The organism is Vagococcus salmoninarum, from assembly GCF_003987495.1.
Taxonomy (GTDB): Bacteria; Bacillota; Bacilli; order Lactobacillales; family Vagococcaceae; genus Vagococcus_D; species Vagococcus_D salmoninarum.
Map to the genome: position 1 here is coordinate 43,643 of NZ_NGJU01000007.1, position 17,599 is coordinate 61,241.

At 34.7% G+C, this 17,599-nt stretch carries 17 protein-coding genes; 11 read left to right on the forward strand and 6 right to left on the reverse strand.

Translation table 11 applies throughout. From position 1 onward, the window contains the following. Nucleotides 1–29: 29 nt before the first annotated feature. The 9 genes from rpsK to rpsI all read left to right on the forward strand — a co-directional run bounded on the left by rpsK (nucleotide 30) and on the right by rpsI (nucleotide 7,222). Complete coding sequence (rpsK, locus tag CBF35_RS05945) at nucleotides 30–419, forward strand: 30S ribosomal protein S11 (protein WP_126779082.1); 390 nt, start codon at nucleotides 30–32, stop codon at nucleotides 417–419. Between the two features lie 82 nt (nucleotides 420–501). Continuing rightward, nucleotides 502–1,440 carry a DNA-directed RNA polymerase subunit alpha gene (locus tag CBF35_RS05950; RefSeq protein ID WP_126779084.1) on the forward strand — a complete coding sequence of 313 codons (939 nt, stop codon included), beginning with the start codon at nucleotides 502–504 and terminating at the stop codon, nucleotides 1,438–1,440. A 92-nt stretch (nucleotides 1,441–1,532) separates the two neighbouring features. Further along, entirely contained in the window at nucleotides 1,533–1,913 is a 381-nt protein-coding gene (rplQ, locus tag CBF35_RS05955; RefSeq protein ID WP_126779086.1) for a 50S ribosomal protein L17, read from the forward strand. Between the two features lie 537 nt (nucleotides 1,914–2,450). Continuing rightward, nucleotides 2,451–3,290 (forward strand): energy-coupling factor ABC transporter ATP-binding protein, encoded by an 840-nt coding sequence (locus CBF35_RS05960; protein WP_126779088.1) that lies wholly within the window; start codon nucleotides 2,451–2,453, stop codon nucleotides 3,288–3,290. Then, a complete protein-coding gene (locus CBF35_RS05965) occupies nucleotides 3,266–4,135 on the forward strand; it encodes an energy-coupling factor ABC transporter ATP-binding protein (RefSeq protein ID WP_126779090.1) in 870 nt (289 codons plus the stop codon). Before CBF35_RS05960 ends, CBF35_RS05965 begins: the two co-directional genes overlap by 25 nt. Beyond that, nucleotides 4,132–4,929: an energy-coupling factor transporter transmembrane component T family protein gene (locus CBF35_RS05970; protein WP_126779092.1), complete on the forward strand. Its 798-nt coding sequence runs from the start codon at nucleotides 4,132–4,134 to the stop codon at nucleotides 4,927–4,929. Before CBF35_RS05965 ends, CBF35_RS05970 begins: the two co-directional genes overlap by 4 nt. 154 nt (nucleotides 4,930–5,083) lie before the next feature. Further along, nucleotides 5,084–5,827, forward strand: a complete 744-nt coding sequence (gene truA, locus CBF35_RS05975; protein ID WP_126779094.1) for a tRNA pseudouridine(38-40) synthase TruA — start codon at nucleotides 5,084–5,086, stop codon at nucleotides 5,825–5,827. A 560-nt stretch (nucleotides 5,828–6,387) separates the two neighbouring features. Then, on the forward strand, nucleotides 6,388–6,816 hold the full coding sequence (gene rplM / locus CBF35_RS05980) for a 50S ribosomal protein L13 (RefSeq protein ID WP_342352314.1): 429 nt from the start codon (nucleotides 6,388–6,390) through the stop codon (nucleotides 6,814–6,816). 13 nt (nucleotides 6,817–6,829) lie between these two features. Then, nucleotides 6,830–7,222 carry a 30S ribosomal protein S9 gene (gene rpsI / locus CBF35_RS05985; protein ID WP_126779098.1) on the forward strand — a complete coding sequence of 131 codons (393 nt, stop codon included), beginning with the start codon at nucleotides 6,830–6,832 and terminating at the stop codon, nucleotides 7,220–7,222. 59 nt (nucleotides 7,223–7,281) lie between these two features. Here rpsI and CBF35_RS05990 read toward each other — a convergent pair whose 3' ends face one another. From CBF35_RS05990 to CBF35_RS06015, 6 genes are all read right to left on the reverse strand, one after another. Beyond that, nucleotides 7,282–8,325: a site-specific integrase gene (locus CBF35_RS05990; RefSeq protein WP_126779100.1), complete on the reverse strand. Its 1,044-nt coding sequence runs from the start codon at nucleotides 8,323–8,325 to the stop codon at nucleotides 7,282–7,284. Between the two features lie 90 nt (nucleotides 8,326–8,415). Further along, entirely contained in the window at nucleotides 8,416–8,601 is a 186-nt protein-coding gene (locus tag CBF35_RS05995; RefSeq protein WP_126779102.1) for a helix-turn-helix domain-containing protein, read from the reverse strand. Next, nucleotides 8,594–9,190 carry a replication protein gene (locus CBF35_RS06000; protein WP_126779104.1) on the reverse strand — a complete coding sequence of 199 codons (597 nt, stop codon included), beginning with the start codon at nucleotides 9,188–9,190 and terminating at the stop codon, nucleotides 8,594–8,596. Before CBF35_RS06000 ends, CBF35_RS05995 begins: the two co-directional genes overlap by 8 nt. 157 nt (nucleotides 9,191–9,347) lie before the next feature. Further along, nucleotides 9,348–9,935, reverse strand: coding sequence for a hypothetical protein (locus tag CBF35_RS06005; RefSeq protein WP_126779106.1), 588 nt, complete (start codon nucleotides 9,933–9,935; stop codon nucleotides 9,348–9,350). Then, nucleotides 9,932–11,008, reverse strand: a complete 1,077-nt coding sequence (locus tag CBF35_RS06010) for an ATP-binding protein (protein ID WP_211345295.1) — start codon at nucleotides 11,006–11,008, stop codon at nucleotides 9,932–9,934. The genes CBF35_RS06005 and CBF35_RS06010 overlap by 4 nt, the downstream gene beginning before the upstream one ends. Beyond that, nucleotides 11,008–11,322 (reverse strand): hypothetical protein, encoded by a 315-nt coding sequence (locus CBF35_RS06015; protein WP_126779108.1) that lies wholly within the window; start codon nucleotides 11,320–11,322, stop codon nucleotides 11,008–11,010. The genes CBF35_RS06010 and CBF35_RS06015 overlap by 1 nt, the downstream gene beginning before the upstream one ends. A gap of 172 nt (nucleotides 11,323–11,494) precedes the next feature. Between CBF35_RS06015 and CBF35_RS06020 the strand changes: the two genes are divergently transcribed. Continuing rightward, the gene (locus CBF35_RS06020) at nucleotides 11,495–12,499 is read left to right on the forward strand and encodes a hypothetical protein (RefSeq protein ID WP_126779110.1); all 1,005 of its coding nucleotides are present in this window, start codon (nucleotides 11,495–11,497) and stop codon (nucleotides 12,497–12,499) included. Nucleotides 12,500–12,632: 133 nt separating this feature from the next. Next, on the forward strand, nucleotides 12,633–17,333 hold the full coding sequence (locus tag CBF35_RS06025; RefSeq protein WP_126779112.1) for a DEAD/DEAH box helicase: 4,701 nt from the start codon (nucleotides 12,633–12,635) through the stop codon (nucleotides 17,331–17,333). Nucleotides 17,334–17,599: the final 266 nt, after the last annotated feature.

A 17,599-nucleotide genomic window follows, 5' to 3' on the forward strand; every position in this document is an offset into this window, starting at 1 on the left:
ATAATCGAAGTGAAGGAGGTTAGAACTTCATGGTAGCAAAAAAAGTTAGCAGAAAACGTCGTGTTAAAAAGAATATTGAGACTGGGATTGCACATATCCACTCAACATTTAACAATACAATCGTGATGATCACAGATTCTCACGGAAATGCTCTTGCATGGTCATCAGCAGGTGCGTTAGGCTTTAAAGGCAGTAAAAAATCTACACCTTTTGCGGCTCAAATGGCAGCAGAAGCAGCAGCTAAAGCTGCAATGGAACATGGTTTGAAAATTTGTGATGTTACAGTTAAAGGACCAGGTTCAGGACGTGAAGCAGCAATTCGTTCATTACAAGCAACGGGATTAGAAGTGACAGCAATTCGTGACGTCACTCCAGTTCCTCATAATGGATGTCGCCCTCCAAAACGCCGTCGTGTTTAATGAGCGTCTTTCATTTTGAGAGTGAACTTAACAGCGTCATTGAGCAAAACACTTTTCGTTTTGAAAGGGGTATAGATAAGAAATGATTGAATTTGAAAAACCAAGAATCACCAAAATTGATGAAGATAGAGATTATGGCAAGTTCGTGATCGAGCCTCTTGAAAGAGGGTACGGGACTACTTTAGGTAATTCTCTCCGTCGTATTTTATTATCTTCTTTACCAGGAGCAGCAATTACTAGCCTGCAAATTGATGGTGTCTTACATGAATTCTCAGCTGTTAAAGGCGTACGAGAAGACGTTACCCAAATCATTTTGAACATAAAAGGGTTAGCTTTGAAACTGTACACTGAAGAAGAAAAATCCCTAGAAATCGACGTTACAGGTCCTGCGATTGTTACCGCTGGTGACATTATCACAGACAGTGATGTTGAAATCTTGAACAAAGATTTACACATTTGTAGCGTTGCTGAAGGAGCTACTTTTCATGCCCGTTTAATGGTTAAACCAGGCCGCGGTTATGTGCAAGCAGACGAAAACAAAAAAGAAGATATGCCGATCGGTGTATTACCTGTTGATTCAATCTACACACCAGTTCGCCGTGTTAACTACCAAGTAGAAAACACTCGTGTTGGTCGTCGTGATGATTTCGACAAATTAACATTGGAAGTATGGTCAGACGGCTCCATCATGCCACAAGAAGCGATCAGCTTAGCGGCGAAAATTTTGACTGAGCATCTAGATATCTTTGTTAACTTAACTGATGAAGCAAAAAATGCTGAAATCATGGTTGAAAAAGAAGAAACTCAGAAAGAAAAAATGTTGGAAATGACTATCGAAGAATTAGACTTGTCAGTACGTTCATACAACTGTCTGAAACGTGCCGGTATTAATACCGTACAAGAACTAACGGATAAATCTGAACCAGAAATGATCAAAGTACGTAACTTAGGACGCAAATCATTAGAGGAAGTTAAAAACAAACTCGATGACTTAGGCTTAGGTTTACGCCAAGATGATTAAACTTTCTTAAAGGGAAGGACCTTATTTTAAAAGTTTTTGACTTAAAAAATAGTGGACTCCAAACCTATTTACTTTAAAGGAGGAAAACTAACGTGAGCTATCGTAAATTAGGACGCACTAGCAGTCAACGTAAAGCTATGTTGCGCGACTTAACGACAGACTTAATCATTAACGAGAAAATCGTTACAACTGAAGCACGTGCTAAAGAAGTACGTTCAACAGCTGAAAAAATGATTACTTTAGGAAAACGTGGCGATCTTCATGCTCGTCGTCAAGCAGCATCTTTCGTAAGAAATGAAGTTGCCGATGTACGTGAAGAAAACGACAAGATTGTAGTAGAAACTGCATTACAAAAATTATTCAGTGATATTGCACCTCGTTACGCAGAACGCAATGGTGGTTATACTCGTATTTTAAAAACAGAACCACGTCGCGGAGACGCAGCACAAATGGTTATCCTAGAACTTGTCTAAAATCAATAACTATACCATCACTTTATAGATGATTCACTTTAGAGTGTTATGATGTTGGAGTCTAAGACTCCGAGTCTAGCTCGTCGCATCTCCTTAGTCGTAAGACTAGGGAGCATGCACTCATCATAAAGTGTTTTTTTGTATAAAAAACTAAGTTGTACGGCTAATCCAGAAAAAGATTAGACGTTTATTTTTTTATCCAAAGAAATCCAAGTCAAAGGTGGCGATAGTCACTTTTCAAGGGTCTCTATGCTATAATAAGAAGCAGTTAAGTAGTCAAGACACCTTTAAGATTACTACTAGTAACAATTACTAAAACTAATTGATAAAAAGGCTAATTTCGGCTTATTAGATTGAAAAAATCCCTTTTTTTTGTTAGTGTTAAACGTATAATGGCTTAATTAGACTGAAATTGATCATGCAGAAGCTGACAGTTTGTGTTAGCTTTTCTTTTTTAGTCATCATTAAGGTAACCCTTAGTTAGTAAAGCCGTGAGTAATGACTGTAACGACTGATTAAATATAGAGAGGTAAGTTCATGGAGCCAATTATAGAATTAAATAAAATCAGTTTCAAATACCAAGAAGATCAACCTGAAAAAGCTTTAAATGATGTTTCTTTTACGATTAATCGGGGAGATTGGGTAGCAATTATCGGCCATAACGGTTCCGGTAAATCAACTTTAGCAAAAACAATCAATGGCTTAATCTTACCAAGTTCTGGTGAGGTGACTGTCGGTGGTTTAGTTTTGAATGAAGAAAATGTTTGGAATATCCGCAAAAAAATCGGCATGGTGTTCCAAAACCCTGATAACCAATTCGTCGGTTCAACAGTGGAAGACGACGTGGCCTTTGGTTTAGAAAACCAAGGAATCCCCCGGGAAGAAATGGTCGAACGAGTAACGAATGCTTTAGAAACGGTTCGAATGAGTGAGTTTAAAACGAAAGAACCAGCCCGCTTATCTGGGGGACAAAAACAACGAGTCGCCATTGCTGGTGTCGTTGCATTAAGCCCAGATGTGATTATTTTAGATGAAGCTACAAGTATGCTTGATCCGAAAGGTCGTTTAGAAGTAATTTCAACGATCCAAGGACTAAAACAAGCTAAGAATTTAACGGTTATTTCAATTACTCATGACATCGATGAAGCAGCTAATGCTAATCGAGTCTTTGTTATGAAAGGCGGGGAATTAGTTCAAGATGGCACGCCGGAAGAAATTTTTTCAACAGGTGCGGACTTAATCGAAATGGGCTTAGACTTGCCTTTTCCAGAAAAGTTAAAAATTGAGTTAGCCTCTTTAGGTGTGACTGTACCAACAGACTATATGTCTGAAGAAGGGATGGTGGATTGGCTATGGACATCCGCTTTGAACAAGTAGGGTTTACTTATCAACCTCAGACCCCTTTCCAACACCGGGCCTTAATCGACATTGATTTGGAGATTAAAGCAGGTAGCTACACTGGGATTGTTGGTCATACTGGGAGTGGTAAATCGACATTGTTACAACATTTAAATGCTTTAGTTAAACCAACAGAAGGTAAAGTCATCATCGGCGAACGGGAAATTTTACCAACAACGAACAACAAGAATTTAAAAAGCATCCGCAAGCAAGTAGGGATTGTCTTCCAATTTCCAGAAGCTCAACTCTTTGAAGAAACGGTGGCTCGAGATATTGCTTTTGGGCCGAAAAACTTTGGTGTGCCAGCAGAACGCTGCCAAGAAATCGTCAAAGAAACCTTAGAAATGGTTGGTCTTGATGAAAGTTACATGGAACGCTCCCCCTTTGAGCTCTCTGGTGGTCAGATGCGCCGAGTAGCGATTGCTGGTGTTCTAGCCATGGAACCGGAAGTCTTAGTCTTAGACGAGCCTACAGCCGGCTTAGATCCCCAAGGGCGCTTGGAGATGTTAGAAATGTTTGATCGCCTTCATAAAGAACGGGGAATGACCATCGTCTTAGTGACTCACGTCATGGACGATGTGGCGAACTATGCTGACTATGTGATTGTCCTTGAAAATGGCACCGTCGTGAAGCAAGGTGGGCCCCGGGAAGTCTTTGCTGATGTCGAATGGTTAAAAGACAAACAATTAGGAGTGCCAACTGCCACGGAGTTTGCTAAAAAACTTCAAGACAAAGGCTTTATCTTTGATGAGTTACCTTTAACAACGAAAGAACTGGCTCAAGTCTTAGTAGCCAATGCTAGTAAAGTAGGTGATGGCGAATGATGGATAAATTAATCTTTGGGCGTTTCATTCCAGGCGACTCAGTCATTCATAACATGGACCCGCGAGCAAAACTGTTAGCAAGTTTTTACTTTATTGGGATCATTTTCTTATGTAATAACTGGCAGTCCTACTTACTGATGTTTGCTTTTACTTTAGGTGTGATAGTTTTATCAAAAGTCAGCGTTAAATTCTTCATTCGAGGAGTTAAACCTTTAATTTGGTTGATCCTCTTTACGGTCATCTTACAAGTTCTCTTTACTCGTGGTGGAACTGTCTACTTTGAGTGGGGAATTATTAGTTTAACTCAATTTGGTTTGATGAACGGGGCCTTTATTTTCTGTCGCTTCGTCTTAATCATTTTTATGTCAACCTTGTTAACGTTAACGACACCGCCTTTAGCTTTGTCAGATGCGATTGAGTATTTACTGCGACCTTTAAAAGTCCTGAAATTCCCAGCCCATGAAGTCTCATTAATGTTATCGATCGCTTTGCGTTTCGTGCCAACGTTAATGGATGAAACTGAAAAAATCATGAACGCTCAACGAGCTCGTGGTGTAGATTTCGGTGAAGGCAACTTAGCCCAAAAAATGAAAGCCATCGTCCCTTTGTTAATTCCGCTGTTTGTCAGTAGTTTTAACCGAGCAGAAGATTTAGCCATTGCGATGGAAGCTCGTGGCTACCAAGGTGGGGAAGGTCGGACGAAGTACCGAGTCCTTCACTGGCAATTTAAAGACACACTTGTGATTTTTGTCTTTGCCATCTTAACTGTGGCGCTAGTCTTTTTAAGATATTAACATCCTAGTATCAAGGAACGATAAATACACGGCAGCTAAAAGTGTCTGCCTGACTTACTTAACAGCGCCCTCCTCTCTATTACAACGAGGCTGGGGCGTTGTTTCCAATTAGTCAGAAGCTAGCCTTTTAGTCAGCCTTTTAAGGAGAATAAAGATGCCTCGATATCAAGCAATTATTGCCTATGATGGCACGAATTACAGCGGCTTCCAAAGCCAAGATAATGGCAATACCGTCCAAGCGGAGTTAGAAAAAACTATCTCAAAATTAAACGGGAATCAACGAACAATTATTTATGGCTCTGGCCGAACAGATGCTGGGGTCCATGCCTGGGGGCAAGTCATTCACTTTGACTTAGAACATGGTCGTGACGTGGAAAAAATCCGTCACGCTTTTGACACTCAGACACCAGCTGACATTAGTGTCCGTTCAGTGGCTGAAGTCCACCCAGAGTTCCACGCACGCTATCATGCAGTGGAGAAGACCTATCATTACCATCTTGACATTGGCAAGCCTAAGAACGTCTTTAAACGCCATTTCGCAGCCTATCAACCATATCCTTTAGATGTCAGTAAGATGGAGGCAGCTTTACCAGCCTTGATTGGCACTCATGACTTTACTTCTTTTTGTGCCACTGGGACGATGATCGAAAATAAAGTGCGAACGATTCATGAAGCGACGATTTCTTACCTTGGTCCTGATGAGTTACTCTTTACTTTTCGTGGTGACGGCTTTTTATATAAAATGGTGCGAATCTTAGTCGGTACGTTGATTAAAATTGGCCGTGGTCAAATCGAACCTGAAGCAATGGCCCAGATGATTGCCGCTGAAGATCGCGAAGCCGCTGGCCCAACGGCACATCCTCAAGGGTTGTACTTGATGGAAGTTAAATACGAATAAACATAACAAACCCGCGAATCCTTCTAAGATTTGCGGGTTTTTTTATCGTTAAAGCTGAGTTGTTTGTGGCTTGTTGAGTAAGATGACAAAAGGGGCATAAATAATAACAGCTAAAGGGGAATTAAAAGGAGTAATTAAGGTTGCTTTCGCCCGACTATCCCTCCCAAAGTATCAATAAGCTTCTCAGGGCTGTCTAGTAACGTAGCTAGTCGCAAAGTTTATGTCACAACTAACAGGACTAGTTTTGCTGACCAGAAGACGAGTGACAATAGCTTATTCCTCAGTTATGTCCAAGTCGACTACGATGGAAATTCCAAGGCCTTAGCAAATTATTTACGAAGAACTTGAAAATGAAGTCAAAGCTTTAAAATAGGAGGAGTATTTGACTAACAAATATTTTTTGTTTTTTTTCAAATGGAACAGTAAAAAATATTGACAAAGGGGAGGATTGGGGGTAATATGGTAGATGGTATTGTTTGCCCCACGATGAGCCCCGGAAGACTTATTGTGTCAAACATCAGACTTATAAATTGGAGGAAACAAACGTGCGTACAACATATATGGCCAAAGCTGGCGAAGTAGAACGTAAATGGTACGTAGTAGACGCTACAGACATTCCTATGGGACGTCTTTCTGCAGTAGTTGCGTCAATTCTACGTGGTAAAAATAAACCAACATTCACACCTCATGTGGATACTGGTGATTTCGTAATCGTAATCAACGCTGAAAAAATCAAATTAACAGGTAACAAAGCAAGTGATAAAATCTATTACCGTCACAGTCAATACCCAGGTGGATTAAAATCTGTCACTGCTGGTGAATTACGTGAGAAAAATTCTCGCCGCTTGATTGAAACATCTGTAAAAGGCATGCTTCCTAAGAAAACTTTAGGACGTCAACAATTGTCTAAATTACACGTTTATGCTGGATCAGAACATCCGCATCAAGCACAATTACCAGAAGTATTAGATATCACTAACCTAATTTAAGGAGGGAAAATCATTGGCTAAAGTACAATATTTCGGCACAGGCCGTCGTAAAACCTCTGTAGCACGCGTTCGCTTAATGCCTGGTACAGGAAAAATTATCATGAACAAAAAAGAAATCGAAGAATACATTCCGCATGCTGACTTGCGTGAAGTTATCAACCAACCTTTTGCTGCAACTGCAACTGAAGGTGCTTACGATGTAATCGTAAACGTAAACGGTGGTGGCTATTCAGGTCAAGCTGGAGCGACTCGTCATGGGATTGCTCGTGCATTATTAGAAGTTGATCCTGACTTCCGTTCTGCATTGAAATCAAAAGGTCTTCTTACACGTGACTCACGTATGGTTGAACGTAAAAAACCAGGTCTTAAGAAAGCCCGTAAAGCATCACAATTCTCAAAACGTTAATCAAAACATTGTTATATCAACGATTCAACCATATTTCTGGTGTCGTTTGGTGTTAATTGTTATGATAAATCGTTTAATAGATTTAAAGCATCAGCATCTTGCTGGTGCTTTTTTTCTGGCATTAATTCAAGATAGTAGTTTTGAGTGGTTAGAATTGAATTATGACCAAGTCTTCTAGAAATATAATCAATGCTGATATCTTTTGAAAATAGAAAAGATGCATGGGTATCTCTTAGACCATGAAAAGTAGTTTTTGTTATTTCCAACTGTTTTAGTAATTTTTGAAGCTGTTGGGATTGTCTGAAACTATTCCAGTCGAATATATACTCTGACTTGTTTTTAGATAGTGTGATAAGAGCATTATAAACGTCCTTATTAATAGAAATATCACGTTTAGAATGCTTTGTTTTTAATTGAGTATCATTGTTAGTAGGACTAATTGAACGTCTAATATAAATGCCAGAATCAAATATATCTTCTTTTCGTATTCCTAATAACTCTCCTCTTCGTGCTCCAGTTTCTAGAGCTAACAAAACAAGTATATTGAATTCATCTTCTTGATGTTTAATACAGTATTGCCTTAACTTTTTGAATTCGGTGATCGAAAGTGCAATATTCTTTTTGGCTTGTTCTTGCCCTTTTGATTTTAGAAGTGAGCCAAAGTCATTTGTAATTAGACCTCTAGCATACGCATATTTTAGTGAACCTCTTATTTTAAGTACCAGTTCTCTAGTTGTCTTTTTCGAATGAGTTTCAGCGTAATAATCTAACTTTTTTTGCATGACAATATCATCAAGATGTTTTAGTTTAATACCTTCAAATAGCGTGTCAATAACTGTAATAGTTCGCATGTAATTAATGAATGTAGCTTCACGAACATAATTCTTCTTAACGGTATTTACCCATGTACGATAGAATTCAGTGAATAGGGTAGAACGTTCTGCAATATTTTTTCCTCGTCCTTTTTCCAATTCCATTTCAAGAGTCCATAATTCAGCATCTTTCTTATTTTTAAAAGTTTTTGTTTCTCGTTTGTATTCTCCTTTCTTATAAAGGGAAACTGTCGCTCGATATGAATTATTTCTTTTAGTAATTGTTGCCATTTTATCAGCCTTCTTTCTTATAGAAAAATTGATAAAATAGACTAGTCACATATAGAATATATGATAAGTGATATTTTATCAATTTTCAGATTAATTAATACAGTGGTTTTCTATAAACTTGAGAAGTTCTAATTTTGTAAATCTTTCTTGTTTGCCAACCATAAAGCATTTAAAATCAGGGTGACAGCGAATATATTTATCAAATGATTTTGGATCAATGCCAAGAAATTCGGATGCTTGTTGTCTTGTTAAAAGGAGAGGTAGATTACTACTCATACTTATCACCTTCTTTTTTTAATTGTTTATTTGGATTATGACGACGGGAATCAAGATATTTCGCAAAGAAGTATGTTCGTTCAATAATAAGACCAAGTAACAGATAATTATTTTTTCTAGCATAACGAACTAAATCTTCAAATTCTGTGAAATTATTCTCCTCGATAATATCTATGACTTCATTCATAAAATTATCGGAGTTTTGTTCCAATAAGAATTTCTCTATTTCAAATCCACATCCACTTTCAATATCCTCAACATTATATAGCGTCTTATCAGGGTTATCTGCATGAGTAAAATAATTAAACATACCTTTAGGTGATAAGACAATTTCTACATGAGAAGGTCCGTTAAGTTTATTACTAATTAACTCTGAGACTTGAGAATAACTTTTTAGAGAGTCAAAATAGAGTGCACCATGCTTATGAGATTTTTTTATTTCACCCGTTTCAGAATTAATGTCTTTATCATGCCAAGGACTAAGTACAAAAGGGACTCGTAAACTTTCAAGTATTTCTAAATAGTTTTTGGGAGAGCTTTCTTGATATATTAGAAAAGCCCATTTGTTAGATCTTTTTTCATTTTTCATTTTTGGGAGTTCCTTTCATGCTTAAAGACAAGCAAGAGGAATTTACTTATCTTTGATTACTGATTATTGATACCATGGGGGTCGTAGTAACCCCATGGTTCTGTTATAAACGGAGCTTCTTTGCTCTTGCTTAAAGCAAGCAAAAGCTCCGTTATTATTATCTGAAATTTGTTCCTTCCAAAACTAATAGGTGTTTTTTACGTTCGAAACTAGAGAAAACGTAGCAGGGAAATAGGCTCGAGATTTCTTCCCGCAGTCCATCAGTTGTGTCTGTAATAGATCTTTGAATTTCATGATCATTAGGAAGTTTTATAATGAAAAGAATGTTGTTATTACGAATATCGATAACTGATTTTTGGATAGCCAGATTATGTTTTTGTATTTTTAATTCATTTTCATTATCATAGTCAGTTTGTTTAATTAGGAATTTTCGCAAACGAAATGTTATCCAATATGATTTTATATAATTCAATAGTGAGTCTTTGGTAATTCTAAAAACTAATTCAGGCAGTATTAAAAATATTAATATCGCTATGATGATTAAAATAATTTTGTCTAAGCTATTTCCAAACAGTAATAAATACTTTTTGAAAAATTGAGTGTATTGTGTCAAATTAGGATTTGCTTCCGAAAACAAGAAAATACTCATTATTTCTAATAAAATTCTTATCATAGTTGATAATATCGATATGATAAATAAACAGCTGTTTATTCGGAATGTTTTGATAAAATAAGTTTTTTTCATAGATTTCTCCCTCTGTTCATATCATGAAATGTTGGTGTCAGTAACGGAACTACTTGAAAAGGGTGCTCTGAGTCAATAACTTGTATTAGTCCAGTTCCAATTCCTTGAGGTATCACAATTCCATCTAAATTTAGATCTGGAAATAAAAATTGTGTTGTTTTGGTATTAATATTACCAACTTGGATAAGTACGTTCATCTGTTCGCGAACAGAAATTGGTATCGCATTATTATCAAAACGTTGTGATACTAGTAATAGGTGTATATTGGAAGCTCTTCCAAGAAGTGAAATCTGTGATAGTAGGCTAAAAAAAGATTCTTTAATGGGTCTTGAAACGCCATCAGATAAAGCTAATACTTCATCTATTACTGCTGTAAAATGTTCAAATTTAGTATTTGGATTGTCATAAAGAATTTGTTGCCTTTGAAGGATTAAATCAAGACATTTACTTAATTCATTATTAACAGCTGAGACAAAGTCACTCTTACTTCGATTCTTATTAGGTGCTATTACTCGCACGTTGTTGTCTCGTGCCCATCTTGAAGGGAGATCAAATTTTGGATCTATAATAATTAAGTCACTTATGTTATTCAATATATGTAGCATATACGTCAATAAATATGATTTACCAGATCCGCTGTTACCAGCTATTCCTATGCTAGTTACATTATCTATATTTATGGTGAAATTCTCCATGATGGGGATAGTATTTGTTGGCACATTTTTGATAAAAAGATTTATATCATTTATAATCAAACGTTTTGAAATTCCTTTTTTCCAAGGGAAAAACAAAGCTCGTTTTACATGAATGTCCATTGTGTCAAGAGGAACAAAATAAATTCCAGCTTGTTTAAGTAGAGTAAATTCAGGATAAAGTGCAGCATTACTAATTAAATAAATATTTTGGTACAGCTCGTTATCTACAATGTAACTAGCAGGAAGGCGAGGGATGAAGAGAAATCCTTCATCCTGTACCTGAACATCAAAAGAATTAGTATATGATGTTTCGCCATTTATTTGTAGAGCCATATTTAAAGATTGGAGTAAATACGCTTCAAGCTCTTGTTTATTCACTATTTAATTACCTCAATTCCTGCTGATCTAAAATAGACATTAGGTCGAATCTCGATTGCTTCAAGTTTATTTAGTTTTATTTCTGACAGAAATGGAGGTAGATCTGGTTTTTTAGTGAATTTTACGGGAAACGGACTTATTCCCTCTTGAACAAAATAAAGTTTGTATCCCGTAATTTCATCTGTTCTTTTTTTTTCAATCCAGTTGTATTGAACTTCTATTTCAGAAGAGATACTAATTATAGGAGTATTATCTAAAATATATTTTTGTGCTGTTGTTTCGTTATATGAATTTAAAGAATTTTTTATTCTCATTATGTTTCTCCTTTAGTAGATGTAACTAGTATTTACTACTTTTATTTTTATCATTAGGTTGCGATCCTTTTGACAATTATTAGTATAGTACATATTATTATGGTAGAGTTTAGGTTAATGATTGCAACTTTTTTATCTATATATTTACCATACTTTAGAAAGAAGGCTACTTATGTATGAAAAGACAAAACAATATATTTTCTCTGAGATTGGGAAACGAGTAATGAACAAAAAAAAAGAAAAAAAGTTAACTTATTATCAGTTAGCTGGTTATAAGGACAAGGAGGACTATAGAGGAAGTCTCAAAGGACAGGAAGAAGAAAGCGAAGTTGATAAACAGTTTAGATATAACAAATTTGATTATTCCCTTATTACTAATATTGCTGGCGGCAGAGCTTATCCAAAGAAAAATCCCAACTTAGTTCCAGATTTATATATTGAGCATCTCAGCGAGAAATTAGGTTTTTATAGTGGAAAAGAGTTACTTTGGGGTGATCTTGAAAAAGATAGTAGTTTACAATTAAATATATTTAGAAACCTTTTTAATGATATTTTGTTGGGAACAGATGAAGATATGAAAGAAACTTATAATAGCCAACTTCTGGATTATGTACCTTACTCTGAATATTATACGTATTGGCAAATGTTTGAAACGGGTGAAATTGATATGCCAAAATTTCCTAATAGTAATTATACGGTTCCAGGTTATTTTTATCAGATAAAGCCTGATACTACAGTTGGCCAGTACACTATTCAAAAAGCAAATGCAATTAATTATACATGGTACAAATTCGATACTATGCTATTTAAATTAATTAATAACTTTCTCGAAAATGACTTTAAAGTCAAGTCTCAAAATGTTAATAATAATAGTTCTAGTAATGTATTATATACATTGAAGAAATTAAATAAAAAATTAGATGATTTAGCTCAAAGAATACAAATATTTTTTCAGGAAAACGCACTAAATGAAAATTCTCTAGGGTTAAGAGTTAGAAATATAATAGTATCGGATTATAAAAAAATGGGGAATCTAATTGTAAATGACATGAATAGTATCGAGGCAGGGTTAAGTGAATTGGGAATGAAGTATTTAGTTGAATCCTCTTTAGCATATATTACTGCGTTAAAGAGAGTGCAATTTATTGAACTTGAGGGTTATGAGTTTGATAAATAAAGAGGTCATATACGGATGGATTCCATAATATTCATCTATTTGGTATTGTACGTATGATATACTTTATTAAGTAAGTTTTAGCTTCTTAGAAAAATAAATATATAGATGAATCATTATAAATTTGGAGGATGCTATGAAAGAGAAAGTTGTTAATACATTTGATGATTTAATAAAACAAATTAATCACACAGCTGGAGATGTCCAGCGTGAAAGAGGAACTTTATTTGAGAAGTTAGTATTAGCTTATTTGAAAAACGAGCCAACTTATCAAAGATTATACAAAAATGTATGGGAATTAAGTGATGTACCAGCTGAGTATGGAATTCCGAAAAAAGATACAGGTGTTGATTTAGTTGCTGAGCAGTTTAATGGTGATTTAGTAGCTATTCAAGCTAAATTTTATGAAAATAAAGTTGGTAAGTCTGAAATTAATTCTTTTGTGGCTGAATTAGGTAAAAGTTATTATCAACGTGGATTAATCGTATCAACTGTAGATGATTGGAATAAAAATGCCCAAGATACAATAGAACACAACGAAAAAGGAATTGAGTTAATAGGTTTATCTGATTTACGCAATTCTCAAATTGATTGGACAAAATTTAGTTTTGAAAGACCTGAAATTATAACAATTAAATCAGCTAAAAAGCTTCGGCCATATCAAGAATTAGCACTAGAGCATGCTCTAGAACATTATGGAGAAAATGATCGTGGTCAGTTAATAATGGCTCCTGGTACCGGAAAAACGTTTACTAGCTTAAAGATTGCTGAGGCGTTCTCTAAAAAACAAGCTGGTCAATTTAAAGTACTTTATCTTGTGCCTAGTATTCAATTACTAACTCAAACTTTAAGAGGTTGGAACAATGATACAGAGATGATTATGACTAGTATGGCAGTGACATCTGATAGAGATGCTTCAAGAGGTAATGATGGAACAGAAGATATAAAGGCAACAGATATTGGGTACCCAGCAACAACTTCAAAAGAGCAGTTATTAAAAAATTGGCATGATGTAGAAGAAACTCAAAAAGATTCAGATATATTTGTAGTATTTAGTACGTATCAAAGTATTGAAATAATTGGAAACGCACAAAAAGAAGGATTTCCTGAGTTTGATTTAATTATTTCTGATGAAGCACATAGAACGACTGGTGCTCATGAAGCAAGTAAAGAAGCTAGTGCTTTTACCAAAGTTCATAGTAATAATAACGTTCAAGGTAAAAAAAGAATGTATCAAACAGCTACACCAAAAATCTATGGTGAAGGTGCTAAAAAGAGTGCTAAAGATAAAAGTATTTTACTTTCTTCAATGGATGATGTATCTAAGTTTGGAGAAGTATTTTATCGCATGGGATTTGGACAAGCTGTTTCTCATGGTATTTTGACAGATTATAAAGTGATGGTTTTAGCAGTTGATGAAGCAGCCATTCAAAAAGATATGCAAAGAACATTGTCTGACCCTGAGAATGGATTAAATATTGATGATGTTGGTCGAATTGTAGGTATTTGGAATGGGATGATGAGAAGGAATGGTTATAAAAATCCTATCAAGAATAGTCCTTATGATGGAGCACCATTAGAACGAGCTATTGCCTTTACAAGAACTATTGCTGATTCAAAAAAAGTCACACAACAATTTGAAGAAGTCGTTAATGAATATTTAGGAACAGAATTAGAAGAAGAGTCTATTGAACTATCAATGAGACATGCAGACGGTTCAATGAATGCTTTACAAAAAGGTGAAGTTTTGGACTGGTTAGCAGATCCTAACAAACCAGAAGACGAGGCTAGAATTGTATCAAATGTAAGGTTTTTAACAGAAGGTATTGATGTGCCAACATTAGATGCAGTCATTTTTTTGGCTCCTAAAAAATCACAAGTTGATATTGTCCAAGCAGTTGGACGTATTATGAGAAAGTCAGAAGGCAAGGATTACGGTTATATTATCTTACCTGTAGTTATTCCATCTGGAGAAACACCTGAAACGATATTGGATAATAATAAAAATTATGAAGTAGTGTGGCAAGTTATTAATGCGTTACGTTCTGTCGATGAACGTTTTGAAGCAATGGTTGATAAATTAAATATTGCTAAACCTAAGCAATTGAAAGTAATAGGTGTTGGAGGAGCTCCAGCAACAAGCAATGACAATGATAAAGTAAATGAAGATAGTAATGAATCTTACACTCAAACACAATTAGATTTAGAATGGGATAAATTTGAAGGTGCGATTTTTGGTAAAATCGTTCAAAAGGTTGGAGATAGAAGGTATTTAGAAAATTGGTCAGCTGACGTTGCAAAAATTGCTCAACGTCAAATTAGTTGGATTAAAACAAAACTAACTGATAAAAAAGACCCTATAGCTATCGAGTTTAAAAAGTTCATTTCTTCATTACAACATAATATTAATGACAGTATTGACGAGAACCAGGCTGCTGAAATGCTGTCTCAGCACTTGATAACTAAGCCTATTTTTGAAGCGTTATTTGACGAGTATAGCTTTGTAAATAATAACCCTGTTTCATTAGCTATGGAAAGTATTTTAAAGGAGTTAGAAAAAGCTGGTTTTTCAAAAGAGCAAGAAAATCTTGAGCCCTTGTATGAATCAGTAAAAATGCGTGCTGAAGGCGTTGAAAAATCCGAAGATAAGCAAAAAATTATAAATGTATTGTATGAAAGATTCTTTAAGACAGCTTTTGAAAAGACTTCAAAAAAAATGGGTATAGTCTTTACACCAATTGAAGTAGTAGATTTTATTGTTAAGTCTGTAGATGATGTATTAATCAAACACTTTGGGAAATCAATAGCAAGTGAAGGAGTCCATATCTTAGATCCTTTTACAGGAACAGGAACTTTCATTGTTCGTACATTGACTTATTTACAAGAACAAATGAATAATGGTGAGATTACTTTGGCTGATATTACACGTAAATTTACGCAAGAATTACATGCTAATGAAATTATTTTATTAAGTTATTATATTGCCGCGATTAATATTGAAGCAACATTTGATGAAATTAACGGAGATGAACAAGGTTACGTTCCTTTTGAAGGTATTGTTTTAACTGATACTTTTGAGAGTACAGAAAATGAAAATACATTAGATGATACTTACTTTGGTACAAATGATGAGAGACTAAAACGGCAACAAGGAATACCAATTACTGCTATCATAGGTAATCCTCCATACTCAGTAGGACAGGCATCTGAGAATGATAATAATAAGAATTTAAGTTATCCTAAACTTGAGGATGCAATCAGACAGACGTATGCTAAATATACAACAGTTACAAATAAAACTTCACTTTATGATAGTTACATAGAGGCATTTAGGTGGGCTTCAGATAGATTGAATAGTGATGGGGTTATTGGATTTGTTTCTAATGGACAGTTTATTGATAGCAGAACTGCATCTGGTATGAGAAAAGTTTTATATGATGATTTTAATTATTTATATATTTTTAATTTGCGTGGAGATCAAAGGACTCAAGGTGAAGTCTCACGTAAAGAGGGAGGGAAAATTTTTGGTTCAGGAAGTAGAACGCCAATTGCCATATCAATATTAGTAAGAGATAGTACTAGTGATGAACATAAGATATATTATCGTGATATTGGTTATTACCTTAGTACAGAAGAAAAGTTAAATATTCTAGAAGAAAGTAAATCTTTAACTAGCGTTGACTGGATAGAAGTAGTCCCTGATAAAAATAACGACTGGATTAATCAGCGTGATGATAGCTATTTAAAATTTTCTTCACTTGAAGGAGATGTTTTTTTAACGAAGTCATCAGGAGTAAAAACACAACGAGATAAATGGGCGTATAATTTTTCAAATGTAAGGTTAATTAGTACTGCCAAAATATTTATTGATAGGTTTAATAATGAAATAAATGAGAAGAAAACAATTGAATCTATTAATAGTGATGAGACATATTTAAAGTGGAGTAGAGAATTGAAAACAGTATTTAAGAAAGGAGCAAGACTTGTTTTTGATAGTGGTTTTGTTGTTGAAACAATGTATCGACCATTTACAAAAAAATACTTATATTATGCTAAGGACTACGTTGACTATCGACGACATTATTATAGAGATTTACCCGAAAATGGTATGATTTTAACTACACTAGGTAGTAGTAATAAGAAAGAGTATTCTTCATTGTTAACTAATCTCATTCCAGATTTAGGTATGATGGATGGTGGTACACAAGTTGTTATGCCTAAAGTTAGTGTAGATAGTGATTTGTTGGGCGTGGAGGTTTTGTCAAATATAAATCCTGAATTTACGATGATAAGTAATATTGATTCGGAGGACGTAATTTACTATGTATATGCTGTTTTACATTCACCAGAATATAAGAAAAAATATGCTAATGACTTACATAAGTCGTTACCTCGTATACCTTTATTAATACATAAAGATAAGTACATTGAGATAGGGAAAAAACTTGCGAATCTCCATATACATTATGAAGAACAACCTGTTTGGGATGACATAATTATAGAGTACTCTAAGGATAATCCTAATTTTAAAGTATCAAAAATGAAGTACTCTAAAAAAGGGATTTATGATACGATTATTTATAATGAAGATGTAACTATAAGTAATATACCTCAAAAAGCTTATGAGTATAAAGTGAATGGACGTTCTGCAATTGATTGGATTATTGATCAGTATCAAGTTAATAAGGATCCCAAATCTGGTATTATTGATGATCCTAATGAATATAGTGCTGATTCTAAATATATCTTAAACCTTTTATTATCTATAATTACTGTAAGTATGAAAACTTTAGAGTTAGTTGAAAAATTACCTGAATTTGAGATTGATGAGTCATAAATAATTTTGACTAGTCTATTTTATGGTGTTAATTGGTGTTAGTTATATCCAATATAATGAATTTTTATCATCTAATAAGTATTTTTATATTTTGTAATCGTTGATATAAAAGGATTAATTAGTATTGAGTATCCTTCGTTTTAGAGTTTAGAATTCTCAAAACGTTAATTGCTGGCATCGTTTGGAATTTATTCCTTTACGAAGACAGTATGGGACGGAAATTTCGCAAGAAAATGAGTGCCATTCATTTAACAGTTCAAAACACT